28 protein-coding genes are annotated in these 26,725 nt (G+C 45.5%); 6 read left to right on the forward strand and 22 right to left on the reverse strand.

What is annotated here, in order from left to right:
- Window positions 1-5: 5 nt before the first annotated feature.
- The 16 genes from pcaF to ACSBOP_RS13345 form a co-directional block, all read right to left on the reverse strand.
- Window positions 6-1,205, reverse strand: a complete 1,200-nt coding sequence (pcaF, locus tag ACSBOP_RS13270; RefSeq protein ID WP_442601008.1) for a 3-oxoadipyl-CoA thiolase — start codon at window positions 1,203-1,205, stop codon at window positions 6-8.
- The gene (locus ACSBOP_RS13275; RefSeq protein WP_442601009.1) at window positions 1,202-1,960 is read right to left on the reverse strand and encodes a 3-hydroxyacyl-CoA dehydrogenase family protein; all 759 of its coding nucleotides are present in this window, start codon (window positions 1,958-1,960) and stop codon (window positions 1,202-1,204) included. The genes pcaF and ACSBOP_RS13275 overlap by 4 nt, the downstream gene beginning before the upstream one ends.
- The gene (locus tag ACSBOP_RS13280; RefSeq protein WP_442604473.1) at window positions 1,944-2,762 is read right to left on the reverse strand and encodes a 3-hydroxyacyl-CoA dehydrogenase NAD-binding domain-containing protein; all 819 of its coding nucleotides are present in this window, start codon (window positions 2,760-2,762) and stop codon (window positions 1,944-1,946) included. The genes ACSBOP_RS13275 and ACSBOP_RS13280 overlap by 17 nt, the downstream gene beginning before the upstream one ends.
- A gap of 52 nt (window positions 2,763-2,814) precedes the next feature.
- On the reverse strand, window positions 2,815-3,591 hold the full coding sequence (locus ACSBOP_RS13285; protein WP_442601010.1) for an enoyl-CoA hydratase-related protein: 777 nt from the start codon (window positions 3,589-3,591) through the stop codon (window positions 2,815-2,817).
- A 12-nt stretch (window positions 3,592-3,603) separates the two neighbouring features.
- Complete coding sequence (locus ACSBOP_RS13290; RefSeq protein ID WP_442601011.1) at window positions 3,604-4,377, reverse strand: enoyl-CoA hydratase-related protein; 774 nt, start codon at window positions 4,375-4,377, stop codon at window positions 3,604-3,606.
- 20 nt (window positions 4,378-4,397) lie between these two features.
- On the reverse strand, window positions 4,398-5,183 hold the full coding sequence (locus tag ACSBOP_RS13295) for an enoyl-CoA hydratase-related protein (RefSeq protein ID WP_442601012.1): 786 nt from the start codon (window positions 5,181-5,183) through the stop codon (window positions 4,398-4,400).
- A gap of 4 nt (window positions 5,184-5,187) precedes the next feature.
- Entirely contained in the window at window positions 5,188-5,601 is a 414-nt protein-coding gene (locus ACSBOP_RS13300; protein ID WP_442601013.1) for a PaaI family thioesterase, read from the reverse strand.
- A gap of 50 nt (window positions 5,602-5,651) precedes the next feature.
- Window positions 5,652-5,951: an EthD family reductase gene (locus ACSBOP_RS13305; RefSeq protein ID WP_442601014.1), complete on the reverse strand. Its 300-nt coding sequence runs from the start codon at window positions 5,949-5,951 to the stop codon at window positions 5,652-5,654.
- 182 nt (window positions 5,952-6,133) lie between these two features.
- Window positions 6,134-7,594, reverse strand: a complete 1,461-nt coding sequence (locus ACSBOP_RS13310; protein WP_442601015.1) for a CoA-acylating methylmalonate-semialdehyde dehydrogenase — start codon at window positions 7,592-7,594, stop codon at window positions 6,134-6,136.
- A gap of 19 nt (window positions 7,595-7,613) precedes the next feature.
- The gene (locus ACSBOP_RS13315) at window positions 7,614-7,844 is read right to left on the reverse strand and encodes a hypothetical protein (protein WP_442601016.1); all 231 of its coding nucleotides are present in this window, start codon (window positions 7,842-7,844) and stop codon (window positions 7,614-7,616) included.
- Between the two features lie 47 nt (window positions 7,845-7,891).
- A complete protein-coding gene (gene hydA / locus ACSBOP_RS13320; RefSeq protein ID WP_442601017.1) occupies window positions 7,892-9,286 on the reverse strand; it encodes a dihydropyrimidinase in 1,395 nt (464 codons plus the stop codon).
- 33 nt (window positions 9,287-9,319) lie between these two features.
- Complete coding sequence (gene preA / locus ACSBOP_RS13325; RefSeq protein ID WP_442601018.1) at window positions 9,320-10,594, reverse strand: NAD-dependent dihydropyrimidine dehydrogenase subunit PreA; 1,275 nt, start codon at window positions 10,592-10,594, stop codon at window positions 9,320-9,322.
- A 2-nt stretch (window positions 10,595-10,596) separates the two neighbouring features.
- Window positions 10,597-11,946 (reverse strand): NAD(P)-dependent oxidoreductase, encoded by a 1,350-nt coding sequence (locus ACSBOP_RS13330; RefSeq protein ID WP_442601019.1) that lies wholly within the window; start codon window positions 11,944-11,946, stop codon window positions 10,597-10,599.
- Window positions 11,947-11,999: 53 nt separating this feature from the next.
- A complete protein-coding gene (locus tag ACSBOP_RS13335; RefSeq protein ID WP_442601020.1) occupies window positions 12,000-12,881 on the reverse strand; it encodes a nitrilase-related carbon-nitrogen hydrolase in 882 nt (293 codons plus the stop codon).
- Window positions 12,874-14,151, reverse strand: coding sequence for a M20 family metallo-hydrolase (locus ACSBOP_RS13340; RefSeq protein ID WP_442601021.1), 1,278 nt, complete (start codon window positions 14,149-14,151; stop codon window positions 12,874-12,876). Before ACSBOP_RS13340 ends, ACSBOP_RS13335 begins: the two co-directional genes overlap by 8 nt.
- 38 nt (window positions 14,152-14,189) lie before the next feature.
- Window positions 14,190-15,536 (reverse strand): aspartate aminotransferase family protein, encoded by a 1,347-nt coding sequence (locus tag ACSBOP_RS13345; protein ID WP_442604474.1) that lies wholly within the window; start codon window positions 15,534-15,536, stop codon window positions 14,190-14,192.
- A gap of 189 nt (window positions 15,537-15,725) precedes the next feature.
- Between ACSBOP_RS13345 and ACSBOP_RS13350 the strand changes: the two genes are divergently transcribed.
- Window positions 15,726-17,213, forward strand: a complete 1,488-nt coding sequence (locus ACSBOP_RS13350; RefSeq protein WP_442601022.1) for an NCS1 family nucleobase:cation symporter-1 — start codon at window positions 15,726-15,728, stop codon at window positions 17,211-17,213.
- Between the two features lie 76 nt (window positions 17,214-17,289).
- On the opposite strand, the gene ACSBOP_RS13355 is transcribed toward ACSBOP_RS13350, so the two are convergent.
- Window positions 17,290-18,711 carry an MDR family MFS transporter gene (locus ACSBOP_RS13355; protein WP_442601023.1) on the reverse strand — a complete coding sequence of 474 codons (1,422 nt, stop codon included), beginning with the start codon at window positions 18,709-18,711 and terminating at the stop codon, window positions 17,290-17,292.
- A 182-nt stretch (window positions 18,712-18,893) separates the two neighbouring features.
- Here ACSBOP_RS13355 and ACSBOP_RS13360 point away from each other — a divergent pair, with 182 nt between their 5' ends.
- The 3 genes from ACSBOP_RS13360 (at window position 18,894) to ACSBOP_RS13370 (ending at window position 20,780) form a co-directional block, all read left to right on the forward strand.
- Window positions 18,894-19,502 (forward strand): TetR/AcrR family transcriptional regulator, encoded by a 609-nt coding sequence (locus tag ACSBOP_RS13360; protein ID WP_442601024.1) that lies wholly within the window; start codon window positions 18,894-18,896, stop codon window positions 19,500-19,502.
- A gap of 75 nt (window positions 19,503-19,577) precedes the next feature.
- A complete protein-coding gene (locus ACSBOP_RS13365) occupies window positions 19,578-20,189 on the forward strand; it encodes an acetylglutamate kinase (RefSeq protein ID WP_442601025.1) in 612 nt (203 codons plus the stop codon).
- 120 nt (window positions 20,190-20,309) lie between these two features.
- Window positions 20,310-20,780, forward strand: a complete 471-nt coding sequence (locus tag ACSBOP_RS13370; protein WP_442601026.1) for a ferritin family protein — start codon at window positions 20,310-20,312, stop codon at window positions 20,778-20,780.
- A 71-nt stretch (window positions 20,781-20,851) separates the two neighbouring features.
- Here the strand turns inward: ACSBOP_RS13370 and ACSBOP_RS13375 are convergent, their stop codons facing one another.
- The 4 genes from ACSBOP_RS13375 to ACSBOP_RS13390 form a co-directional block, all read right to left on the reverse strand.
- A complete protein-coding gene (locus ACSBOP_RS13375; RefSeq protein WP_442601027.1) occupies window positions 20,852-21,364 on the reverse strand; it encodes a hypothetical protein in 513 nt (170 codons plus the stop codon).
- Window positions 21,361-22,644, reverse strand: a complete 1,284-nt coding sequence (locus ACSBOP_RS13380) for a DNA polymerase IV (RefSeq protein WP_442601028.1) — start codon at window positions 22,642-22,644, stop codon at window positions 21,361-21,363. The genes ACSBOP_RS13375 and ACSBOP_RS13380 overlap by 4 nt, the downstream gene beginning before the upstream one ends.
- Window positions 22,641-23,012 carry a hypothetical protein gene (locus ACSBOP_RS13385; protein WP_442601029.1) on the reverse strand — a complete coding sequence of 124 codons (372 nt, stop codon included), beginning with the start codon at window positions 23,010-23,012 and terminating at the stop codon, window positions 22,641-22,643. The genes ACSBOP_RS13380 and ACSBOP_RS13385 overlap by 4 nt, the downstream gene beginning before the upstream one ends.
- A gap of 187 nt (window positions 23,013-23,199) precedes the next feature.
- Window positions 23,200-24,942 (reverse strand): ABC transporter ATP-binding protein, encoded by a 1,743-nt coding sequence (locus ACSBOP_RS13390; protein ID WP_442601030.1) that lies wholly within the window; start codon window positions 24,940-24,942, stop codon window positions 23,200-23,202.
- Window positions 24,943-25,203: 261 nt separating this feature from the next.
- Between ACSBOP_RS13390 and ACSBOP_RS13395 the strand changes: the two genes are divergently transcribed.
- Together ACSBOP_RS13395 and ACSBOP_RS13400 are read left to right on the forward strand one after the other, a co-directional pair.
- Window positions 25,204-25,806 (forward strand): zinc dependent phospholipase C family protein, encoded by a 603-nt coding sequence (locus tag ACSBOP_RS13395; RefSeq protein WP_442601031.1) that lies wholly within the window; start codon window positions 25,204-25,206, stop codon window positions 25,804-25,806.
- A gap of 2 nt (window positions 25,807-25,808) precedes the next feature.
- Window positions 25,809-26,129, forward strand: coding sequence for a hypothetical protein (locus tag ACSBOP_RS13400; RefSeq protein WP_442601032.1), 321 nt, complete (start codon window positions 25,809-25,811; stop codon window positions 26,127-26,129).
- A 115-nt stretch (window positions 26,130-26,244) separates the two neighbouring features.
- Here ACSBOP_RS13400 and ACSBOP_RS13405 read toward each other — a convergent pair whose 3' ends face one another.
- Complete coding sequence (locus ACSBOP_RS13405; protein ID WP_442601033.1) at window positions 26,245-26,655, reverse strand: HIT family protein; 411 nt, start codon at window positions 26,653-26,655, stop codon at window positions 26,245-26,247.
- Window positions 26,656-26,725: the final 70 nt, after the last annotated feature.

Genomic DNA, 26,725 nt, shown 5'->3' on the forward strand with positions numbered 1-26,725 from the left:
CCCCTCTATATACGTTCAATAATGGTTGCAATCCCTTGCCCCACTCCGATGCACATCGTCGCGAGACCATATCGAGCATCACGCCGCTCCATTTCATAAAGTAACGTGGTCATCATTCTTGCCCCACTGCATCCGAGCGGATGACCGATTGCAATGGCGCCCCCATTCACATTTAGGCGTGATGGGTCTATTTTCAACTCCCGAATACAAGCCAATACTTGCGCTGCGAACGCCTCATTGAGCTCGATTAGGTCGATATCATCCATCTGAAGACCTGCTTGATTCAAAGCCTTACGTGTAGCAAGTATAGGCCCTATCCCCATAATCGCCGGATCAACACCTGCAACAGCTGATGCAACCACTCGCGCTTTAGGCTGCAATCCAAGATGATTCGCCATCTCATCTGACAACATAAGAAGAGCAGAGGCACCATCATTCAAACCTGCCGCATTACCAGCTGTTACGGTTCCACCTTGACGAAATGCTGGCTTTAACTTTGCAAGCTGCTCGATTGTCGTATCCGGCCTTGGATGCTCATCTTCTTGAAAAAGATTCACTTCACCCTTACGACCGACGATTTCAACGGGAACGATTTCTTTGGCAAATTTATCATCCGCCTTGGCCTTTGCAAATTTCTGCTGACTCATCCATGCGAATTGATCTTGATCTTCACGGCTAACGCCATACTGTTCGGCCACATTCTCTGCCGTTTCCCCCATACTATATGGGTAATACATATCCGCAAGCTTCGGATTAACGAATCGCCAGCCAAGCGTCGTATCCATTAGCTGCTGATTGCCTCGTCCATAAGCGCTTTCAGGTTTGAGCATAACGAAGGGAGCTCGTGTCATACTTTCTGTGCCACCAGCAATGTACACATCTCCACTACCTGCTGCAATCGCGTTCGCACATTGATTCACGGCATCTAACCCCGAGCCGCATAGACGATTCACCGTCACCCCAGGAACAGATACCGGCAAACCTGCAAGAAGCGTAGACATTCTAGCGACATCCCGATTATCTTCACCTGCCTGATTCGCACAACCCAGCATGACATCGTCAATAAAAGCGGGATCAATCGAATTACGTTCAAGCAGTTGACGAATCACAATGCTACCTAGGTCATCAGCTCGAACTTCTTTTAATGCCCCACCGTACCGACCGATAGCCGTTCTTACCGCATCCACAATAACAGGTGTTTTCATGCTTGATCCCCTTCCCTTGCCGATTGATACGAATAAAAGCCTTGACCGCTGCTCCTGCCTATTCGTCCTGCTAATACCATCTTACGCAGGAGCGGAGCCGGGCGATATCGCTCCTCTGCTAAATCCCGATGCAGTCCACAAACAACAGCGTAAACTTCATCCAGACCTATCCGATCCGCCCATTCCAATGGGCCATACGGGTAATTGGTACCGTTTTTCATCGCGAGATCAATGTCTGCAATCGTTGCTGTCTCCTCCATTACAGTAAATACCGCTTCATTAATGATGAGCGATAATACCCTCGGGAAGACGAGCCCAATTTCGTCCTGTACGACAGCAATATTTTTCCCAAGTGATCGAAAAAAGGCTGCCGCTTGCTCCACGATTGGAGGCGATGTTTGTAGGGCTGGAGCAATCTCGATCAAATGCCTTTCAATTAGAGGGACAAAGGTGCCAAACCCGCATACGCGATTTGAATGAGTGGTCCATGATGCAGATTCTGTAGCTGTAAATGCCATTGAAGTGGTGAGAATAGGTATGTCTGATGAGAGAAGGTGGTCTAGATGTTGGAGGGTATTCTTTTTCAAAGTTAAATCTGAATTGGTGACTTCAATTGCAAGTCGTACAGGCATAGGGGATTGTTCGTAGCTGTCCGTTGTAATGACAAGATAATTCATGCTCTCAATGAGTTGCCGTAATTCCGAATATAGGGGGCCTTGCCCAGCAAGTAGAATGCTATCAGGAGTTGTATTCATAGAATCCTCCCCCTGTCTTACGTCCCAATGTGCCGGCTTGCACCATACGCTGCTGAATCCGACTTGGTTTAAAACGTCCTTCTTGAAAAAAGCTCGTGTAGACCGACTCTGTTACAGCGAAGCTCACATCGATTCCGATTAGATCCTGCAAAGCAAAAGGACCCATTTTGAATCCACCAGCTTGTGTGAGAATATGATCAATCTGCTCCACTGTTGCCACTTTATCTTGAAGGATTCGCAACGATTCGTTATAAAAGGGACGTGCAATGCGATTGACGATAAACCCTGGTGTATCACTGGCATAGACGGCTATTTTTCCAAGAGACTCGGCAAAATGAAACACTCGCTCTGCCTGCTCCATTCCCGTCATATTACCCCGAATGACTTCAACAAGTGGCATAACGGGAGCCGGATTAAAGAAGTGCATGCCTGCAATTCGCTCTGGATGTGCTAACCCTCCTGCAATGGCGGTAATGGAGAGCGAAGAAGTGTTTGATAATAGCAGCGCATCAGGTCGACAAATTTCCGTCAACGCAGCGAATATCGACTTCTTAAGCTCTATTCGCTCAGACACCGCTTCTATGACGATATCGCCATCCGTTAGCTCATTCATATTTTGAACCCAAGTGATGCGTTCTAATGTATCCGCTTTGTCCTGATCACTGATCCTGCCTTTAATAACTTGATTCTCTAATGTCTTTTGCATATAAGACTTGGCTTTATCTAAGACATCTAAATTGGAATCAAACAGCATTACATCATACTTTTTACTTGCGCAGACTAGGGCAATTCCCGCACCCATTGTTCCTGCGCCAATGACGCCAATTCGATACGGAGTCACAATCTGCCCTCCTTTATTTTCCTGTAAATTTTGGAGCCCGTTTCTCGATAAAAGCTGTGGTACCTTCTTTAAAGTCTTCGGTATTTCCCGCAATAGCTTGTGAAAAGGCTTCATATTCTAAAGTCTCTTCCAGGCACATATGGAGTCCCTTATACATCGCACGTTTGATCAATCCGATCGCTTTTGTCGGCAAATTTGCCAACTTACTCGCATAAGCCATAACTGCCGCATCAAACTCTGCACTCGGAATGACTTGATTGACCATGCCGATGCGATACGCTTCTTGTGCTGATATTTTGTCGCCCGACATCGCAAGTTCTAGCGCTTTGCCGATACCAACGATTCGTGGCAGGTAGTAGCAGCCGCCTGAGTCAGGGACTAACCCAATATTGACAAAAGCATTCGCAAACACCGCTTTGTCTGAAGCCAGTCTGATATCACAAGCTAGTGCCAAACTCATGCCCGCTCCTGCCGCAACACCGTTAACTGCTGCAAGGATCGGCTTTTCGGTATGATGCATCTGGATAACCATCGGATTGTAGCACGTGCGGATCACACCACCGAAATCAATATCATCTCCGCCATACTCCGTTAAATCTTGACCTGCATTGAATGCTTTGCCTGAGCCAGTAAGGACGATACAACGAACTACAGAATCTTTACTTGCTGCTTTTAGTGCCTCCGTGATTTCCAAGAGCATTTTCTGCGTAAAAGCATTATATTTATCTGGACGATTCAGGGTAATGCGGGCAACACCTTCTGATATTTCGTACAAAATCGTCTCGTACATCTAAGCCATCCCCTATCGTCCCGTGAAATTTGGCTTACGCTTATTCATGAATGCTTGCATGCCTTCAGTCTGATCTTCACTTGCAAACAACAAGTAAAAACAATTGCGTTCAAAAGCAATACCTTCATCCAGCGAGTGACTGACCGCTTTATGAACCGACTTCTTGATTAAACGAACCGCTAAAGGAGGTTGACTCGCAATCTGCCTTGCAAGTTTGATTGCCTCCTGCAAATAAACCTCAATCGGAACCACTTTGTTGATCAAGCCATAGCGTAAAGCTTCATCCGCATTGATCGGCTCTCCTGTAAGCAGCATCTCCATCGCCTTCACTTTCCCAACTGCATGCGCTAATCGCTGCGTCCCGCCTGCACCTGGCATGACTCCCAGCTTGACCTCAGGCTGACCGATCTTTGTCGTCTCGGAAGCGATCACCATGTCACAGCTCATCATGAGCTCACACCCGCCTCCGAGCACAAAGCCGCTGACGGCTGCAATGATCGGCTTTGACACATAAGCGATGCGATCCCACACGGCGAACTGATCCTTTAACAGCATCTGAATGGCAGATTCATTTGCCATTTCACTAATATCAGCCCCCGCAGCGAACGCTCTATCATTACCTGTTAGCACGATGACCCGTACCTCTTCATTACGATCCATCTGCTCCAAAGCATCCACAAGTTCTTCGATTAGCTTCCTATTAAGTGCATTAAGCACTTGGGGACGATTTAACGTAATCAATCCGACTTGCTGATCCACTGCTTCCTGAATATGCGTATAGCTCATCTCAATTCCTCTCTCTCCTGTTACTCACCTCGAAAGATTGGTTTTCTTTTTTCGCGAAATGCTTCTAACGCTTCAAGACGATCTGTAGATGGAATAATAACTTCATATGCTTTGGATTCCAAATCAAGACCCGTTTGCAAATCCGTACTAAACCCACGATCCACCGCATACTTGGCCTGATACACAGCAAGCGGGGCATTCGCCAATATTTCTGAAGCCAACTGATTCGACAGTTCCATCAGATGATCCTGATCATCAGCAACCGCATTTAGCAAGCCATACGTATGTGCTTCGAGTGTCGAAATTTTACGTGCAGTCAAAATCAATTCCTTCGCTTTCGCAAGCCCAATGAGTCTCGGCAGACGCTGTGTCCCTCCTGCCCCAGGAATAATCCCAAGGCTTACCTCAGTAAGTCCGAGCTTTGCACTTTGCACGGCATATCGGAAATCACAGGCAAGAGTTAATTCCAATCCCCCACCAAACGCATGCCCGTTCATAGCAGCAATCGTCGGCTGTGGCAGACGTTCCAGCGCTGTACACACCTCTCGAATTTTATTCACATTGCGACGGACTTGCTGCTCATTTAAGCTTCTGCGTTCCTTTAGATCAGCGCCTGCACAAAATGCCATGCCTGATGCTGTAAGAATCACGACTCTCGTCTCTTTTGTATCAAGCCGCAGCTCTTCAATCTTTTCCCCCAGTTGTAACAAGGTCTCGTAATTCAAAGCATTCCTATCATCTGGACGGTTCAATCTAATGGTCGCAACATAACCCTGCTTCTCCAGCAGGACAGATTCACATAACATGCGACTACCCCTTTACGCTTTGAAAATGTTCTGGGTTGACCCGTGCATACGTGCCAAGTGCAATCGCGACAAGCTTTCCGTCATCTGTCGTCACACGGGCTTCCATGACGATAATTTTTCCTCTTTTTAAAACTTTAGACTGTGCAATTAAGACCTCACCCTTTGCAGGAGCAAGATAGTTAATCTTACATTCCACCGTGACACATTGCTGTACACCATTGATCGGCGGCGCTGCACCGTGCCCCATTGCTACATCTGCTAGTGTATGCGTAACCCCGCCATGTACAACCGTACCGAGACTGTTATACAGCTCAGGGCGTATTTTTAAAATGGCCGTACAGCCTTCCTCATCCAGATGTTGAACTTCGATTCCGAGATATCGATTAAAATGATTGCCAATCGGTTGATCCTGGTTCATAGAACTTGCTTCACCTCTTTGCTTTCAAGAAAGCGCTTTCTATTCTGTGCCTAAACAACCTCTACAAAATACATACTGACAAGCTTTCCTGCAAATCCGCGTAAATCTTTCCCTGCCGCCCGACCCTCTGGTGAGGATAAGCCGTTATTCAGCGCTTCTTGATTTTCAAAATACATCTCAGCGATCAAGTGCAAATCACTTTCTCCCATCGGAGTTCCGTATACGCGACCAACTTCCAACTTGAGTAGTCCCGGCATACTTGCCGCAAGTGGACTGTGTACTTCTTCATAATGTTTGTTAAAAGCTTCAACATCCTCCGGCATACGATAAATAGCTACCAATTTGACCATCCTTGCACCCCTTCTCAATCCTAATTTCATAATTATTCATTAAAACGTATAACAAAAATTAAGTATAACGTGACAATAACGTATGAAGTAATTTTAGTATAAAATGATTTCCATATTCAGTCAATAAAAAACAACGCAATAAAAAAGCGTCTCGTCCCGAGCAGGACGGACGCTCTCAAAATTCAAAACCACCTAGAGGTCACCATCTTCTTACGTGTATAGAACAAGACACCATCCGTTCCGTTCACACCCAAATCCCCGTAAAATGAATCCTTGTGTCCGGCAAAAGTGAACATCGCCATCGGGGCAGGTACGTTGACATTAATTCCGATCATACCGGCATCTATATTTTCACGGAAGTGCCGCATATGTTCACCGGATGATGTATAAATAATCGCGCCGTTGGCAAACTTGGATTGATTCGTTAGCGCGATACCTTCATCTAAGCTCTTGATCCTAACGATACTCAGAACCGGGGCGAAAATTTCTTCCTGCCATATTTTCATATCCGTTGTAACATGATCAAAGATCGTCGCTCCAAGGTAATAGCCATTCGGATTATCCGTCTCGGCATGGCGTCCATCTAGCAGCAGGTCTGCTTGCTCAACAACCCCACTTTCAATGAGGCGAATGACGCGCTGCTTGTGGGTATCTCGGATAAGCGGTGCGACAAAAGCGGTCGGGTCAAGCCCGTCACCGACCTTCAATTTCTGCGATTCCGAGACGAGCAATTCGATAAATTCATCTGCAATTTCATCCACCACAGCCACAACCGAAGTTGCCATACAGCGCTCTCCTGCACTGGCGAAAGCAGCTAGAATAATTCCCTGAACCGTCTTTTCTAAATGGCAGTCTGGCATGACTATCGCATGATTCTTCGCGCCTGCGAGTGCTTGCACCCTTTTTCCATTGGCCGTCCCTGTCCGATACACATATTCAGCAACAGGTTGTGATCCTACGAAAGACACAGCTTGAATCGTTGGATGCTCCAAGATTCCATTCACAACATCATGGGCTCCATGCACAAGGTTCAAGACTCCTGGGGGTAGACCTGCTTCCATTATGAGCTGTACCAATCGCTCTGCTAATAGAGGTGTTCGCTCAGAAGGTTTAAGCACGAACGTATTCCCACACGCAATTGCCATTGGGAACAGCCACAAAGGAACCATCATCGGGAAATTAAACGGTGTAATCCCGGCTACAACTCCGAGCGGATAGCGATAGACCGCGCCTTCAATACCCGTTGCGATTTCGGGTAAAGTCTGCCCCATCATGAGTGCTGGGGTTGCTGTAGCAGCCTCAACCGTCTCAATCCCGCGCTGCACCTCACCGAGTGAGTCTTTTAAGTTTTTCCCATGCTCTTTCACAATCAAGTATGCCAACTCTTCCGTATGCTTGTTAAGCAGGTGGATGAACCCATAGAGAATGCGCGTGCGGTTCGGCACTGGCGTCTTGCTCCATGACACATATGCCCGAGCTGCTGCCTCAACCGCTTGATTCAGTTCATCTTTGGTTGATAATGGTACCTCCGCAATGACTTCACCCGTCGCAGGATTGTACACGGGGTCACTTTTGACAGAATCAGATGCCACCCATTGCCCATCGATAAAATTGTTCAACCGTTCTTTCGTACCAACTGTCATGAAATTGCTCCTCTCTTTACTATGCTTCAACTTGTTCACGTTGGAACTGTTTGATCAGCAAATTGGCAAGGTGTGTCCTCGCTTCTGCTGTTAGAATCTGTAGTTGAATTAGACTATCCGAGCAATCAGACGGTGTAAGTTCCAGCCTCATCCCGCTTAAATCTTCCTGCACCACGCTTATCCGAAATCGCTCACTAATGTAACGATCGATTTGCCTCTTCTCTTCCAATACTTCATGATAAAATGACACACTCACCCCTCCTTACCTTGGAAAATACAACGGCATCTCCACACGCGCTACTGTACGCTCACGCTGTAAGGTTTCCTTTTTACAAAACGACCTGAACCGATCTCACCAACAAATTGCTTATTTCGCACAACAAATTCTCCTCGTGACAGCACAGAGACAGGCTCACCCGTCACTTCCATTCCTTCAAAGGCGCTATAATCCACATTCATATGATGGGTTTCTGCAGATATGACGCGCTTCGCATTCGGATCAAAGATGACGAGATCAGCATCGCTGCCAACGGCGATTGTCCCTTTTTGCGGGAAAAGACCGAATAGCTTCGCACTGCGCGTAGACACCAGATCAACGAATTGATGAATGGAGATTCGCTCTTTCAGTACCCCTTCGGAAAACAATAGACTAAACCGATCCTCAATTATCGGTCCACCATTCGGAATTTTACTAAAGTCGCCAAGACCAAGTTCTTTTTGTCCTTTAAAATTAAACGAACATTGATCCGACCCAATCGTCTGCAATTGCCCATTCTTAAGCGCATTCCACAACACATCTTGATGCCAAGCTTCACGAAGCGGAGGTGACCATACATATTTTGCTCCTTCAAACGCTGGACGCTCCAAATAGGATTGATCCAATACCAAATATTGCGGACACGTTTCACCCCAAATTTCTAATCCCTGATTACGTGCTTCAGCAATTTGATGAACCGCTTCTGCACAAGTCACGTGTACGACATACAGCCGGGAATTCGCGAGCGCCGTAAGACGGGCCGCCCTGCCTGTTGCTTCTCCTTCTAACTCCGACGGTCTAGTAAGCGCATGATAAATGGGGTCCGTCTGACCATTCTTTAGTGCCTCTTGGATGAGATAATCGATCACATCCCCATTCTCCGCATGCACCATCACGAGTGCTCCGAGTTCTTTCGCTGTTAAAAGTGTGCGGTATAACGTTCCGTCATCGGCTTGCAGTACATTTTTATAGGCCATAAATACTTTGAAGGAAGTTACACCTTCTTCTTCAATGACCTGCGGCAGCTCCTCAAGTACTTGATCGTTAATTTCAGAGATCATGAGATGGAAGCCATAGTCAATAACCGCCTTTCCTTCTGCTTTCCCATGCCACGTTTGCAGCGCACTACGAAGCGGTTCTCCTTTATTCGTTAAGCAAAAATCTACAATCGTGGTTGTCCCACCAAATGCAGCAGCTATTGTGCCTGTCTTGAAGTCATCCGTCGTGACTGTACCGCCAAATGGCATATCGAGATGCGTATGCGGATCAACACCACCTGGGAAAATATAGCACCCTGACACATCAACAACTTCAGCATCCGTCTCATCCATTTGCACGCCAATCGCTTCAATCTTTCCATCACGTATGCGAATATCTGCCTGATACTTATCCCTTGCCGTTACAACCGTTCCATTGCGAATGATCTTTAGCGTCAATCCAGTCGCCTCCGTTTCTATTGCATGACTCCTTCAATTCAGCGTCCGTGCTAGTTCTGCCAAGGCCTGCTGCCTTTGGTTCCAAGACATAGGTGCTTCCTTAGATGGGATTTCCACCATATCGATCGCTCCCTCAACTGGGCACACAATCGAGCATAGATTACAGCCAACACAGTCCTCCTCATGTACCTTGAGATAGGCCTTACCGCTTGTATCAACAAGCCGCTCAATACATTGATGGGCAGTATCTTCACATGCGATATGACACTTGTTACAAGAGATACAAATACCCGTATTAATGTTAGCAACAATCTTATAGTTCAGATCCAGATCTCCCCAGTTGGAGTAACGATCCACGGAACGTCCAATGATATCCGTTACTTTAGCAATACCTTTATCATCCAGGTAATCGTTCAAACCTTCGATCATTTCTTCAACAATTCGGAATCCGTGATGCATCGCTGCTGTACAAATTTGTACACCGGATGCACCCATCAACATAAATTCGACCGCATCACGCCATGTTGAGATACCTCCAATTCCTGATATCGGCACCCCTACCCTCGGATCCCTGGCACACTCAGACAGCATGTTGAGCGCAATCGGCTTCACTGCAGGGCCACAATAACCACCGTGCGCCCCTTTTCCACCAACATGCGGAATCGTGTTCCACGTATCCAAATCGACGCCAGCTAGCGAGTTGATCGTGTTAATCAAGGAGATTGCATCGGCACCGCCTCGAACAGCCGCTCTTGCAGTCGTCGTTATGTCCGTAATATTCGGCGTCAGCTTCACAATAACAGGCGTCGTCGCAACCTCCTTCACCCACATCGTCTGTGCCTCTACTAAGTCAGGCTGCTGCCCCGACGCAGCTCCCATTCCCCGCTCAGCCATCCCATGCGGACAACCGAAATTCAACTCCAGACCATCGACACCGATCGCTTCGACCCTTTTGACAATTTCATGCCACTTTTCTTGTTTAGGCTCAACCATTAGTGAAGCAACAACAGCATGATTTGGAAAACGTTTCTTCGTTTCGTAGATTTCTTTCAAATTCACTTCGAGTGGTCGATCTGTAATGAGCTCAATATTGTTAAATCCAGCTACTCGCTGCCCATTAAAATGTACAGCCGCAAATCTGGATGATGTGTTAATAATCGGATCGCCTAGCGTCTTCCAAACCGCACCGCCCCAGCCCGCTTCGAAAGCACGCTGTACTTGATAGCCTGTATTCGTCGGGGGTGCAGAAGCAAGCCAGAATGGATTCGGAGCTGTGATTCCAGCGAGATTTATACGTAAATCAGCCATGCCTATTCCTCCCCTATAAGTTGTTTATAGATTGCATGAGCTGCCAACTTCCCTTGTTGAGATGCTGCCACTACCATCGCTTCACCCTTTCCATCGCCAAATATGACATCCCCTGCCGCATAAATTCGTGGATTCGAAGTCTGGAATGTATCCATATCTACCTTCACAACACCATGACGATGTTCAACCTGTAGTGATTCGATAAGTGGTAAATGACGCGTCTGACCGATCGCTTTCACAACCGCGTCCACTTCCATCGTAAACTCAGAACCAGCAATTGCTACTGGACGTGGGCGACCTCCATCCTTATCGTCTTCAAGTCGCATCCGTACACATTCCAATCCAACAACACGCCCTTCGGCGTTACCAATAATACGTGTAGGAGCTGTTAGCCAACGGAACTCCACTCCATCTTGTTTTGCAAATTCGTATTCAAAATCGTACGCCGTCATCTCCTCACGTGTCCGGCGATACAACATTTTCACCTGCTTCGCACCAAGCCGAACCGAGCACGTCGCTGCATCCACCGCTGTATTTCCAGCCCCGATTACCGCAACCTTGGCATTATGGAAATCGACAGCCTCACCCTGCTTTGTCGACTCTACAAGCTCAATGGCATCATATACATCAGCAAGATCTTCCCCTTCAATCCCCAACATCGGTACACGGAACATCCCAACAGCTAGTACGACCGCATCTACCTGATCTAGCAGATTGTCGATCGTCACATCCTCACCAACTTTAACGCCCGTATGAATCTCTACACCTAGCTGACGTACTTGCTCCACTTCCCACAGCGACACTTCTTGTGGCAGTCGGAAAGATACGATGCCATAAGTGTTCAGTCCGCCTGCCAGCGACCTAGCCTCATAGATGGAAACTATAAAACCGAACCTTGCCAATTCACGAGCAGCTGCAAGCCCCGCAGGTCCGCCGCCGATGACGGCAACTTTTTTCCCGTTATTAGGACCCGCTTTAAATAGCTGCTGGTTTTTCTGAATGGCCCAATCCGTTGCATAACGCTGTAAATCGCCAATCCGAATCGGATTGGAGGAATGATTGAGTACACAAGCACCTTCACACAATTCCACCGTCGGACAAACACGTGAGCAACTTGCGCCCAGCGCGTTCGCATCCATTATTGTGCGCGCAGCTCCCTTGATGTTGTCACTTGCAATCCGCTTAATGAATGATGGAATATTAATCCCTGTTGGACAAGCGTTAATGCAGGGTGCATCATAGCAATATAAGCAGCGATTCGATTCCTCCTGAGCTTCTTTGGGCCGCATGCCGGGCTTGATCTCTGCAAAATTACGCTTTAATTCATCCACTGAAATAAATGTACGACTCATAACAAGCATCACCTTCTCTTCGCGTTATCGCCTTCCTTGAACTTACTTCTCCCTCACAAACTCGTAATCGATCCATAGGTTTCAGGGCGCCGATCCCGGTAAAACTGCCATACGTCCCGAACCTCTTGAATCAGCTCTTTATCCATAACACCAATAATGACCTCATCTTGATCCCTGCTGCCCATTGCCACCATGCTGCCACGTGGATCGACTAGATACGACTGTCCATAGAACTCTCCCATATTCCAAGGCGCTTCAAACCCCACGCGATTGATCGCAGCCACATAGTAACCATTCGCAACTGCATGAGCTGGCTGTTCTAGCTTCCATAAATATTCGGACGTACCCGCTACCGTCGCTGATGGATTAAATACGATCTCTGCGCCATTTAGCCCCAGCAATCTAGCACCTTCTGGAAAATGCCGATCATAGCAAATGTAAACACCAACCTTAGCGAAAGCTGTATCGAACACGGGATAACCGACATTCCCTGGTTTAAAATAGTACTTCTCCCAGAACCCACATCCGTTATTTCCAGCCCCCACCTGTGGAATATGATGCTTGCGATATTTCCCAAGATAGCTGCCATCTGCATCGATCACTGCTGCCGTATTGTAATAGGAAGCAATCCCTTCTTTTTCATAGATAGGCAAAATAATAACTACGCCAAGCTCACGTGCTAAGTCTTGAAATAACTGCGTTGTCGGACCATTCGGGATCTCTTCCGCAGCGTCATACCACTTCGTCTTCTGCTCCGCACAGAAATACGGCCCAAAGAACACTTCTTGCAAGCAGATGATCTGTGCGCCTTGACTTGCTGCCTCTTGAACGAGTCTGAGATGTTTCTCAACTGCCGTGCGTTTATGTACTTCAATGGGTTCGTCACCATGTACTTCATGGGACGCTTGAATCAAGCCAACTGTTACCTTATTCATGAGACTCACTCCTTTGCGGCTGGGATGCGATATGTCTCACCGTTCGGTACAATAACTCCGTACCACATCCAATATCTTCAGGTGAAGAAAACTCCTGCGGATTATGGCTGATCCCCGCCTGACTTCTTACAAATATCATCCCGTAATCGCAAAAATACGAAAGCACGAGTGAATCGTGAAAAGGACCACTCATCAACTCTGGCACCGTTAGTCCGAGATCTGCCGCCTGCTCACGCATAATGTTCTTGACCCACTCCGCACAGTAACGAGGCTCACTATTCGTATCCTCGCGGACGGTATAAGTCAGACCATGCTCATCTGCCACATCATCTAATAGAGTCACTAACTTCTCTTCCAATCGATGGCGGCGATCCAAGTCAATATCTCTTAAATCCACTGTAAAGCTGATCTTCTCCGGAATGATATTACGAGAATCGGGAAATACCGTCAGTGAGCCTACTGTCCCAACTGTTGGCGCTCCAGGTTCACTGCGTGCCAATTCATTCAATCCAATAATGACCTTAGCTGCTCCGACTAGTGCATCCTGACGCAAATTCATTGGAACAGAGCCCGTATGCCCCGCCACGCCTACCATCTCTACAGTGAGCCATAATGGCCCTGCAATCCCTGTCACGATTCCGATCGATGCACCTTTCGATTCCAATACAGGTCCTTGTTCAATATGCAGCTCTAAGAAGGTAGCAATACTGCCCTCAGGATACTGAGAATCATCAAAACGCTCTGGATCACATCCGAAGCTGATCAACGCTTCCCGACGAGTCACACCCTGTTTATCTGTCCTCTCTAGTTCACCATCTTCCAATTTCCCCATCATGCCCCTAGAACCGAATAAGCCTTTATTAAATCGACACCCTTCTTCATCGCAAAAAGCGACTACCTCAATAGGCATCTCCGGTGTAAAACTCGCTTCAATTAACGTCTGCACTACTTCCAATGCACCAAGCACACCGATCGCACCATCAAACCTCCCTCCATACGGCTGAGAGTCGATATGCGAACCAAGCATGAGAATGGGCGCAGTCGGATTACGCCCTTCCATACGACCGATTAAATTACCAAAATCATCTATCCGTGCCTGTAATCCGATCTCTTCCATCCAAGATTTCACCAGTTGTACCCCTTCGTAATCTTCCTTGGATAGTGCAAGTCGGCATACACCTGTTTCTCCCATACGTCCGATCGCAGCTAACGCTAGAATGCGCTGCTGCAATCGCTCAGTTTGAATAGAGAAAGTGGAAGATTGTATCATCACTTGCAGCTCCTTTCATTTACATGACTCGCTAGCCCTTATAACTGTGCAAAAGCTTTCTCCAGCACATCTGCGATCAGATCCAATTCTTCTTCCGTCGTGACAAACGGTGGCGCAATCGTCAAGATATTCGCATATCCCGGAACCGTGTCGCCGTTCTTACCGATGATGAGCCCTTGTTGCTTACAACTTTGGAGAATCTTCAGCACCTTATCTGGGGATGCAGGTGTCTTCGTTACCCGATCCTCGACCATCTCGATGCCGCACATTAAGCCAAAGTAACGAATCTCCCCAATATTGGGATGATCGGATAACCGAGCTAACCGCTCACGAAGCCCTTCACCTAAAGCCGCAGCTTGCTCGACTAGCCCTTCCCGCTCCAAAATATTCATATTTTCCAGCCCGACTACGCAGGACACCGGATTACCACCGAACGTATTGACATGGCGCAAGTGTGAAGTGGCACCTGGCTCTTTAAAACTCTCATATAGATCCGCACGCACAGCTGTTGCGGATAGCGGGGCGTACGCGCTAGTCAGCCCTTTTGCCATCGTGACGATATCGGGTTTCACCCCATAATTCTGATGCCCGAATCGCTTGCCCGAACGACCTACGCCGCATATGACCTCATCGACGATCATCAACACGCCGTATTTGTCACAGATCGCCTTGACCATGGAGAGGTACTCATCCTGCGGTACAATGACCCCCCCACCTGTAATAACAGGCTCTAGAATAACGGCTGCGATCGTCTCGGGACCTTCCGCAATAATAGTATCTTCATAAGCTTTGGCACACTGCATTGCACAACTGTCATGAGTTTGGCCGAATGGACAGCGATAGCAATATGGCGGTGGCACATGCACAAATCCTGTTCCAAGCGGCTCATATTTGATCTTCCTTGAAGATTGTCCTGTCGCGCCAAGCGCCCCCATTGAATTGCCATGATATGCCCGATAGCGCGAAATGAATTTGTAGCGCGTCGATTCTCCTTTTTGATGAAAATATTGCCTGACGATCTTAAACGCAACTTCATTCGCATCCGAACCCGAATTAGAGAAAAAGATACGATACTCTCCGTCCAGCCATCCACTTATTTTCTCCGCAAGCTGAATCGCAGGTTCGTGCGACTGTGACATCGGTGAGTATGCAAGCGTTTTCATTTGTTCATAGGCTTTTTGAGCGATTTCTTCACGACCATGTCCCACATTGACACACCATAGCCCCGACATCCCATCTAGATAGCGATTGCCATCTGCATCTGTAATCCAACTCCCTTCGCCCGAGACAAAGATCATAGGATTATCTTGATGTGGAGACATGTGATGCCACACGTATTTGCGGTCTTTTTCCAAAAGTTCTTCCTTACTTGTCAATTCTTCCATCTGACTCAATGGTCATTACCCCTTCCCGTTTCATGCCCAACATTCACGGACAAATTTCCCCCGTTATTTATTCTATTAATAGAGGGTTTTAATGTAGTACATGAATATTCAAGAAAGTAGCCGAGTACAATCGTTCTTAGAGGGCATTGTCTTCCTTGCATCGGCAGCAACCTGTAGAGGAGGGATCGTATGCAATCACAGCATGAGGAGAATGGAATTGTTACACTGAGCGCTGAAGGTGAGAATCTGATTAAAGATAGTCCTTTGTATAACGAAGGACTACGTCCAACTCGCAAAAGTGAGCATAACTGGACAGGGTACAACTTTGCGAGTCTATGGATCGGAATGTGTATCTGTCTTCCCGCGTATTCACTCGCCGCTGGACTCATCTCGCTTGGCATGAATTGGTGGCAGGCCGTAGGCACAATCATTCTAGGGAACCTCATTGTTCTCATCCCGATCTTGCTCAATTCGCATGCTGGAACCAAGTATGGCATTCCATACCCCGTATTTGCTCGTCTATGGTTCGGATCAAAAGGTACTCATATCCCTTCCCTCGCACGGGGGCTGATTGGTGCAGGCTGGTTCGGCATTAACTGCTGGTTCGCTGGAGCTGCGCTAGATACTCTACTTGTTGCTATGAGCGGCTGGGAAGGCGTGCCGGGGCATCTTGGCATCAGCTTTATATTCATGTGGGCATTAAATGTATTTCTAGCCTATCGGGGTCCTGAAGCCATTCGTCGGATGGAGTTTTGGGCAGCTCCAACCTTAATCATCATGAGTCTTGCCCTACTTGCATGGGCATTCTCAGCAGCGGGCGGCTGGGGTCCAATGTTATCAGCACCTGCCAAGTTCGCGTCCACTAGCGATTTTCTTAAAGTGTTCTTCCCATCCTTAACAGGGGCAATTGCTTTCTGGGCGACACTTGCCCTGAACATTCCGGATTTTTGCCGTTACTCCAAGAGTCAAAAGGCACAAATCGTCGGTCAATCCATTTCACTACCGACCACAATGGGACTGTTCTCCTTTATCGGAGTAGCTGTTGCTTCTGCTACCGTTATTATTTATGGAGAAGCCATCTGGGACCCTGCGGCATTGCTTGCTAAGTTCCCTCCATTCGTTATTTTCTTAGGAACACTCGGCATTATTCTTGCAACCGTTACCACAAACGTTGCTGCGAACATGATTGCACCTGCTAGAGCGATCGAGAACCTCATGCCACGCAAACTCACTTACGGCATGGGCGTATTGATTACTGGGGTTGTCGCACTACTCATGCAGCCGTGGTACATCCTAGAAAATTTCGGAAACTACATTTTTCTCTGGCTCGGCACTTATGGAGCACTACTAGGACCCATTGATGGCATCGCGATTGCAGACTATTGGTTCGTTCGGAAACGGAGAATTCATCTAGCTGAACTTTATCAATTGGATGGAAGATATAACTACAGTCGAGGTTTTAATTACAAAGCGATCTGGGCACTTATCGTTGGCCTTCTGATTACCTTTGCTTGCAAATACATTCCTGCCCTCACATTCGTATGGGACAATGCGTGGATATTCGGACTTGTCATCTCCATGCTCGCTTATACTTGGTTGATGAATAAGGACCAAACGCTGGTTAGTGAGACAGAGTATAAAGCGATCACGAAAAAAGTAAGTGAGACTGCAAGTTAGTGACAAGCTCATTTCCATCTTTTTAAAAAACGACAAAAGCAGCCACTCTCTCTTGAGAGGGGCTGCTTCTATCTTACTAGCTTATCTTCACATTCTCCTTAACCACTTTACGCTGCACCAATCTCGCATTTCCAAACCCGATACTTGCCAATAAACTAATCCCTACAAACACAGCTCCATATATAAAAATCTGATCTAACGTGCCGCTTAAAGCTGCTTTATCCACGCTTGTATGCCATGTCATTTCTTCTGTCAAAAAACTGCCCAGTACGCTCACACCAATCGTTCCTCCTAAGGAACGGAAAAATTGCGAAGATGACGTCGCTGCACCCCTTAGTTGCCAATCTACGGCATCCCCTGCTGCCGTTCCAATCGTTGGATATACGGCACCCATGCCTAAACCCGTGATGACCATATACAGAATAATTTCTGTCTTCGTTGTCTCCACACCCATTTGGCCTAGTAAAATAAATCCAACCACCATAAGCATCAAGCTGCACATGAGGATAGCACGATAAGACAGTCGATTCATCAGCCAGCCACTCAGCGTCGAGGTCACAACCGTAGATAACATAAGCGGTGTCAAAATATATCCGGCAATCGAAGGACTTACACCGATTATCTCTTGTACATAAAGCGGAATGTAAGCAATTGCACCAAGCATTCCTGCACTTACAAAGAAACCAGCAATATTCCCATACGCAATTGTCCGCAATTGGAATAACTTTAGCGGTATAATCGGTTCCTTCGCTTTGGTTTCTATCCAAATAAATAGAGCCATTAGAACAACCCCTCCAACAAACAAGCCAATCGTTGGCGCATCGTTCCATATTTGACTTCTTCGTCCTATTTCAAGTACTAAGAGTATGGATATGATCGCCCCACTTAAAGTAATCACCCCGAGCCAATCAATCGAACGCTTGTCAGCCTGTTTCCGATTCTCTCTCAAACCTAAAGTCAGCACGATGAGAGCACCGATACCAATTGGTAAGTTGATGAGGAAAATTGAACTCCAATGCCCATAATCAACTAAGATCCCGCCAAGTGTGGGTCCAAATATACTGGAAATGGCAAATACGGTACCGAACAGCCCCATGAACTTGCCTCTCCGCTCTGGTGGAAAAATATCAGCAACAATCGTAAACGTAATCGGCATAAGCGCACCCGCACCCAGACCTTGAATCCCTCTATAAACAATAAGTTCCATCATACTCCCTGCAAATCCACATAGCAGCGATCCGATCAGAAACATAACTAACCCAACCAAGTACATCCTTCGGCGTCCGAACAAATCTGCCAATTTGCCATAGATCGGCATTGTTGTTGTGGAAGCAAGCATATAGATGGCGAATACCCAGCTATACAAGTTTCCGCTCCCTAGCCCTTTTACAATGGTCGGCATCGCCGTAGAAACAATTGTCTGATCCAGCGATGATAAAATCAAACCCATTAATAACCCAGTTGTAACTAGCCCCACTTTTAGCGGTTTCGCTGTCATCTTACATCTCCCCTACCTCTAGATTTATTCAACACTGTGTTGTAAAAACAACGATGTGTTGCTTATAATAAATCTTAGATAAGAAGTTCAGCAACCAACAAATGGAGTGCTTCTGTCGTATAATCAACAAAGTTTCCTTCCGTGTTGCATAAAATTATCATTTTAGACAGTGAGGTGTCCTGATGTCCACACCAACCAAGCCACTTGATCCCCGTATGAAGCGGACCCTTCTCGTCATCCGAGATGCAATCCTATCGTTAATGGAAGAAAAAAGCTTCGAACAGATCACCGTCCGTGACATTACAGAACGCGCACAAATTAATCGAGCTACATTCTATCTACACTATCAAGATAAATTCGATCTTTTAGAAAAGGTCACTGACGCGATGCTAAACGAACTCCACGCTACTGCTCAGCTACCTCCTAACTTTGCAGCTAGTGACTTCTGTTTCGATGAAGACACACCTCCTCCTTCGATGGTTCGACAATTTGAGCATATCGCTGCTAATGCCCAATTTTATAAAGTGATGCTTGGTGAGCACGGGCTTCCCAACTTCGCTGGGCGTATGGAAAGTGTGATTAGAGAAGGTCTTTATCAAAGAACCACGATAGCTCAACCCGTTGACCGTGAATTAAAGGTTCCTCGGGAAATCATTATCCGTTACTGTACGGCTGCGCATCTTGGCATTATCGTACATTGGCTGGAAAATGATTTACCCTACACGCCCAAATATATTACAACTCAACTCATGCGTCTGCATTTACTCGGTCCGACGAAGGCAGTCACTTAGTAAATTTATTTTTTATGCACCTCCCGTGACATTCGCACATATTGTGAATTATTTCTATAAAGGAGTTCATTCACGATGTTTGCCTATCACATGGGTTTTATGCCTTATCGCTCTACGATTGCGCACCCCACTTCCTGCGGAATCAGTATGGCAGCATTACAACTTTCGAATGCCATGCGGATGGTCTGGGAGCAGCATGTGGCATGGACAAGAATGACCATTATAAGTATTGCTGCAAGCTTACCCGATGAAAAACTTGTGACCCAGCGCCTACTGCAAACTCCCTCCGATATGGCTGCTTTGCTGAAGCCGTATTACGGAAATCAAATCGCCTCCAAATTTGAAGCTTTAATGCGGGACCATCTGATCATCGCCGATCAACTCGTAAAAGCAGCCAAAGCCGGTGACACTGCCAAAGCCGCAGACGCGGAGAAAAGATGGTACGCCAACGCCGATGAAATTGCCTTATTCTTAAGCAGCATTAACCCCTATTGGCCCGTCAGTGAAATGCAACCTATGCTACATGAGCATTTGGCATTGACCAAGAACGAAGCTGTGTATAGACTCCAAGGCAATTTCGCCGCAGATATTGCTACTTACGATCAAATTGAGAAACAAGCACTTATGATGGCAGATATGTTCACGAACGGGATTGTTAGGCAATTCCCACATTTGTTTTATATGTAATCGTGCAGTCCGTTCTCTCGATGAGACAGGCTGCGTTTGTTTCGTCTATCACCCTAATAGGCGGTTGTGCATACGATGGGCAATATGACTTTTGAAGAGATTGGGGGGAGGCCGTTGTACATGGTTTATCCTTATTGGAATCGATCTGTTTTTGTTCCAGTCTGGTCCGTTTCCACGCAACAAGCGCTTGAGCTCATTAAAGAGGCAGTTCAGGGGGAACGCAACGATGAGTTATTTTATGATCAACTCATTAAGCTATCACCTAATCCCGAACAAGCTGCGGTTATCGTTTCTATACGAAACGATGAGCGTGGACATAATCAAATGTTCCGGCAAATGTATCGGGATTTAACGGGTTATGAGGTAACAGGCGTTAGCAGTCAACAACCGGAGCAAGTAAGCTCTTATATTGCGGGTCTGCAAAAAGCTTTTCAAGGTGAATTAGCAGCAGTTGAGAAATATCGAAAAATCTGGTTTGGTCTTCCTCCCGGCATTTATCGAGATACGGTCTGGGGCATTATCCTGGATGAACAGAAGCATGCAGATAAGTATAATAATTTGCTGTTGATGAATTTAACAAAAGAGCGGTAAATTACGCTTCATTCAAGCACGTAAAAAGCCCTCTTTACCCTATTGGGATTATCGAGGGCCTGCTTCTATTGTCAAGCGCGCTGCTCATTCACTTTTCTTTTGCCATATAGGCTTGCTAACAACCCATCCACATACCGCCCAATGCGCATCCCCATCTCCACCCGAAGATAATCTCGCGTTATTGTAAAATGATCCTCATACCCGCGATACTTATAGCGATAACGGAGCATGTGATCGTCTTTTTCATCTTCATGAATATGAATTTTTTTCTCGGCCAAACATCTTCTAACCTGAAGCAGATCGAGCTGAATATGCTTGGCAAGCACCTCGGTGGTTTTCGCGTACAACTGTCTTAGTGGATCGGACGAGTTCTCGACGGTGTGTGTTCTTTTGAGCACAAAGGTATGCATAATCGGAAGCAGCACAGAGTCTTTCATCAATTCCAGTTCTTCCGTTGTTGGGTAAACCTGCTCTTCCGGCAGCTGCACCCGTGGATTACGCCTCTCAATCAGGGCTTCTTTATGCTGAGGCAACATCATCCGACTGGACTCCCATAGACCGTTCTTTTCTAACTTTTTACTCATTTATAATGCCCCCCGATCTTAACCGCTCTCTCCGCCGCTTGACCTGCAGCTGTTAACGAGGATGCTCGCACAATCGCTGCACTGCCATAACGATCTTTGATCCAATCCGTCACTTTATCCAAGGACCTAGCTTTCACCTGATCTTGGAAAAGAGTCAATTGATACTCTTCGTCATGAACGAGCTGACTTAACATGACACCCGCACGACGAACAGGCATCTTATCCCAAAATTTATAAAATAATAGCTTCACCATCTCGAACACGGTGCTCGTATGATTCGTCGGATCAGGCATCTTCATTTGCCGCGAAAATCCAGTCGGTGCTTCATATGGACTGCACATACAGCTGACCGTTACGACAGCGCCCATATAGCCTTTTCGCCTGCAATCCCGACACACTTCTTCCGTCAGTTCCAACAAAATCGTATCGACTTCTGACGGCTCCTCATAGTCCCGTGGCAAAGTCATCATGTGACCAACCGACTTGGGTGGCGTATCGAAGGTCTGCGGAGTAACGGGGCTATCATCTAAACCATTGGCTGTACGCCACAGCACCTCCGCATGAATATCCGACTGCTTGCCAAATCGAGCTCTAAATTTATCTTGCAATGATGGCAGCGGCGTCCGCGCAATATCACCAATCGTCGTCATGCCAAGGCGCATCAAATGTGCGGTCATGCGAGAGCCAACACCGAACATCTTATGTACCGGCTGTGGCCACAACAAGGACTCCACCTCAGACGAAGGTAATGTGAAAATGCCACTTTCATTTTTCTTCGCCCAGATGTCCGTCGCGATTTTCGCCAATATTTTGTTCGAGCTGATTCCAACGCGCACGCGGACACCTGTCTGCTGAAATACCTTCATCTGGATCGTCTGTGCAATGGTAATCGGGTCTCCATAGAAAGGCTGGCTTGCCGTCACATCTAGAAACTGTTCATCGACACTAAACACTTCAACCAGATCTGTATATTCTTCATAAATTTTTGTGATTAACAGCGAAATATCTAAATAATGCTGCATGCGAGGGCGCATAATAACAAGATCAGGGCATTTCTTAAGCGCCTCGCCCAAACGTTCGGCAGTTGTCACACCATACTGTTTGGCAATGGGACACGCAGCTAGAATAATCCCTGATCGACGCAGTGGATCACCCGCCACAGCAACAGGGCGATCCTTACATCCAGGATGATCCGCCTTCTCCACACTGGCATAAAAGCTTTGACAATCCGCTAGAAAAATCGTCTTCTCGCCCACTTGAGCCTCTCTTGTCTGCTTCACTCTAATCGCCTCCGCATATTCATCAGCGTGGTCATCAATTCTGCCTTGACCAAGCTTCTCAGCATCGTAAACTCATGAATATAGCCGCGAACCTTGTATTCCACCTGAATGCCCTTTGCGTTCATTTCGGTGTTCAACACCTTGATATCCCGCTTCTTCATCATCGTTTTCAGACTTTGCAGTCGTGGATAAATCGAATCCTCAACCTCCATTAAATAAAAAATCACATGATTGTACACGAGCTTATCCTTGTAAATTTTCAGTTCATCAATATCTCTGACTAACATATTCAGCAAAATGGGCAATAACGTGTATTCCTTGATGATCTGAATATCTTCTTCTGCTTCAACTCTCGGGTTGATACTCATTTATCCCACCACCAAAATAGGAACATATATTCTTATTATATATTATATACAGAACAAACGTTCGTTATGCAAGGGAATTTTTTGGTATCTATACCACCAACAAAGCGGGGAAAGCGTACGCTAAGGTACATTTAGCGCTCAGCCCATACACGCACAAAAAAAAGGCTGCCAGGGCAGCCTGTTAGTTTTATTGAACTCCGTCTTCAGCTAGGTATTTACTCCAAAGACGAGTAAATTCCCCGTTTGCATGACAGAGATTGTCGAAAGTACCTTCCTCGACGATTTTCCCATGCTTAAATACATATACATAATCAAAATATCGGACCAAATGCAATCTGTGCAGCACGCTTACCATACATTTTCCAGACAACCGCTCGAACAATCTCTTAAAAATAAGCATTTCGGTAGCCGGGTCTACATTTGAGGTGGGTTCGTCTAGTAATACAATACTGCTGTCTCTGATGGAGAAAACACCCCTAGCCAAAGCAAGTCTTTGCTTCTGACCACCAGAGAGATTCACACCTTTTTCTCGAATATCACTATCAAGACCGTTAGGTAATTTCTCTACAACATCGCTGAAACCAGCGGCCCAAATCGCAGAATCAATTTCTTCATCACTCGCCGGCATTCCCATTGTAATGTTGTATCGTACCGTGTTTTCAAAAATCTCAGGTTCTTGCGGAAGAAGGGTTGTTGTACTTGCAAGATAATCAAATGATAAATTCTTGCCATCATCCTTCGTCAAAATCCCCTGTTGGATAGGAACTAACCCACGCAGCAATTGGAGCAGGGTGCTCTTGCCAGCACCACTTTCACCAACAAATGCAATCTTTTTATCATGTTTCAAACACACCGAGATATCTGTAAGCTGATGTTTTCCATCCCCATACGAGAAGTTTAGGGACTCAACATCAAGTTTGTTCCATTTCTCGAGGCAAGTTTCTTCCTGTTCATGAGGTTTTTCTTTATCGTCGAGGATCAGTTTTACTGCTTCAAAATCGGTTTTCCAGTGAATAACCGACTCATATCCGCCTGTATAAAATTGGAAAGATGACATGGATTGATGGAGATACTGAAAAATCAAAGTAATAGAGCCAATCATGATGACTGCACCGGCTTGTTTCTGTTCATAGATGTAGTAGAAAATCAAACCAACATCAAGCAGCACCATGATCAGGCCTGAAATAAAGCATTTGATATGTGTGATCACATTCTCTTTCGCCAAATGTGGAAAAACACGATTGATGCGTTCTTCAATATCGTTTCTTGCTAGGTGACCAAGTCTCAGCATAATAATCGTTCTTATATTGCTAATGTAATCAAAAAGTGCTGCCGCTAAATGGTGCAGCCTTTCATTTTGTGCTCGGTATTGCGGTACAGACAAGTCATATAGCTTTTTCGTAATAAATACCAAGAGAATACCGCTTGCAAAAGTAATGAGGGAGATGGTCGGGGATATCGTCCATAAAATGATCAATGGTCCCCAAAACTTCATAAAGAAATCTACAAACACATACTGTGCCTCGCTAAATTGATGGATGGCATTACCAGCTCTGTTCACCCTGTCAATCACGGATCCTGAGTGATTGTCCGAATGCCAACCTAGTGGCAAAGAGTGGAGATGATCATACATAGCTGTAATAAACCGTTTCCGGTTGCGGAATGCAACATATCTTTCAATGAAACGTGCACTGCGATGGAAAATCTCAAAAACAAAGAAACACAGCACATAAAACATAAGCCATTTTACTACCTCATCGACAACAGATGGGTCATTCTTTTGCAGGGCGTTGATCACCATAGCAAATGCATACGGTTTACCTAACTCTCCAAGCATAGAAAAAGCATGTAAAATGAGGTATATCACAACTTTCCATCGCTCTCGATCAGCGTAGAACCAAAGTTGTTTGAACATATAAATATATTCCATATTTCATCTTCTTCCCTTCCAATAAATGTTTATCAAAATATTAATTCTAAGATACAACATTTATCAGGAGGGCCTCGTGCGTAGTATCAAAATTGTCAGATCAAAACGTTAACCTCCGATCATATTATGGTAACTTTTTCTAAAAGTTAGCATGCAAATAGTACGAAGTCAATCTTACTTGGTCTAAAAAACGATCGATACCGCTGTTATGAAAATAATGGTAAGATGGTTTTGTTAATTGAAGAATGGGAGGACGATGATGTGGGTTCAAGAATAATGCATGTAATTATTGCTAATAGAATTGCAGAGTTTCTGTCGATAGAGGATAGAACACCATTTTTACTTGGAAGCATTGCTCCAGATGCTGTTTCACCTAAAGACGCATCACATTTCTTTATAGGTGATGTACGAGATTATTCAAGAAGCATTGATTACAAAGGATTTTTATATAAATATAGTTCGCACGAAGAATGTCATTATATATTAGGATATTTTACACATTTAATCGCTGATCATATATGGCTGAAAGGTTTTTATTTACCTTGGTTGAGAAACAGAATGGAAGCTAATAAAGAAGTATTGAATTTATATCATAATGATTTCAGATTACTAAATGGAAAATTATTAGAATACTATGGTTTTAAAGATGAATTGAGAAAAACGCTTTGTTATATTCCAACAATCTTTGATTTGCAAGAGGTTAAGTCCAAAGATGTCGAAGAATTTATTCCTTATGTATTAGGAGATATGGAGTACGATAAGGAAGTCATAAATGAAAAATTAAATGTATTTACATTAGATCAGATAGTTGGTTATATAGAGACATCAGTTGATTTGGGGTTATTGAATATTAAACAGATATAGACATGAGTGTTATAACTTTATGCGGTTCTACAAAATTCAAAGACCAATTTGAACAAGCAAACGCATTTCTTACACTTCAAGGTAATATCGTTATTAGCGTTGCCTTCTTTGAGCAAAGCGATGGTTTTGAAATAACAGAAGAACAAGCTGAATTACTTGGAAACTTGCACTTTAGAAAGATTGATATTTCTGATGAAATATTCGTAATTGATGTTGATGGTTACATAGGGAACAGTACAAAGAGAGAGATCCAGTATGCTAAAGAAAAGGGTAAGGCAGTCCATTACTACTCTAATGGTGGGATTCCTTCAAGGATATTCTAACGGGAAACGATAGTTCAATAAACAATGGATAGAGTTCAGATCTTCTCTGAACCCTCTATCCATTCTTATTTTCACCAATAAAATGTCTAACATAAAATGAATCGATTCCTTCATTTCACATCAATCCCTTTAGCATCTTTTCCTTCGTTTGGCTTAATCGTTTTTCAGCACCATGCGGGTGCAATGGTTCACTCCAGGAAAATCCATCACCTACGTATCTTGGAATAAGGTGCATATGGTAATGAGTAAGGTCGTTAAATTTCCCGCCATTTTGACAAATGCTTATACCATCAGGTTTGAACAAGACTTTTAAGACTACTGAAAGTCTTTTCGAGGCATCCATGATAGCGTACGCAGTCTCGGAATCCATTTCTTCGACATCCCAATAATGCTTTTTAGGAAGAATTAGGGTATGCCCTTCATTAAACGGGGCGATATCGAGTACACAAGTTATCAGTTCGTTCTCATAAATCATGTTTAAGTTTGGTTCAATACCGTTCGCGATTCTACATCCCAAGCATTCCATGTACAACATCACCCCATCCTAAATATCATGCTCTGATTAGCCTATCTTTCTTATTCGACTTCGTCTTCTC

Source organism: Paenibacillus sp. KN14-4R, from assembly GCF_052180255.1.
Classification (GTDB): domain Bacteria; phylum Bacillota; class Bacilli; order Paenibacillales; family NBRC-103111; genus Paenibacillus_AM.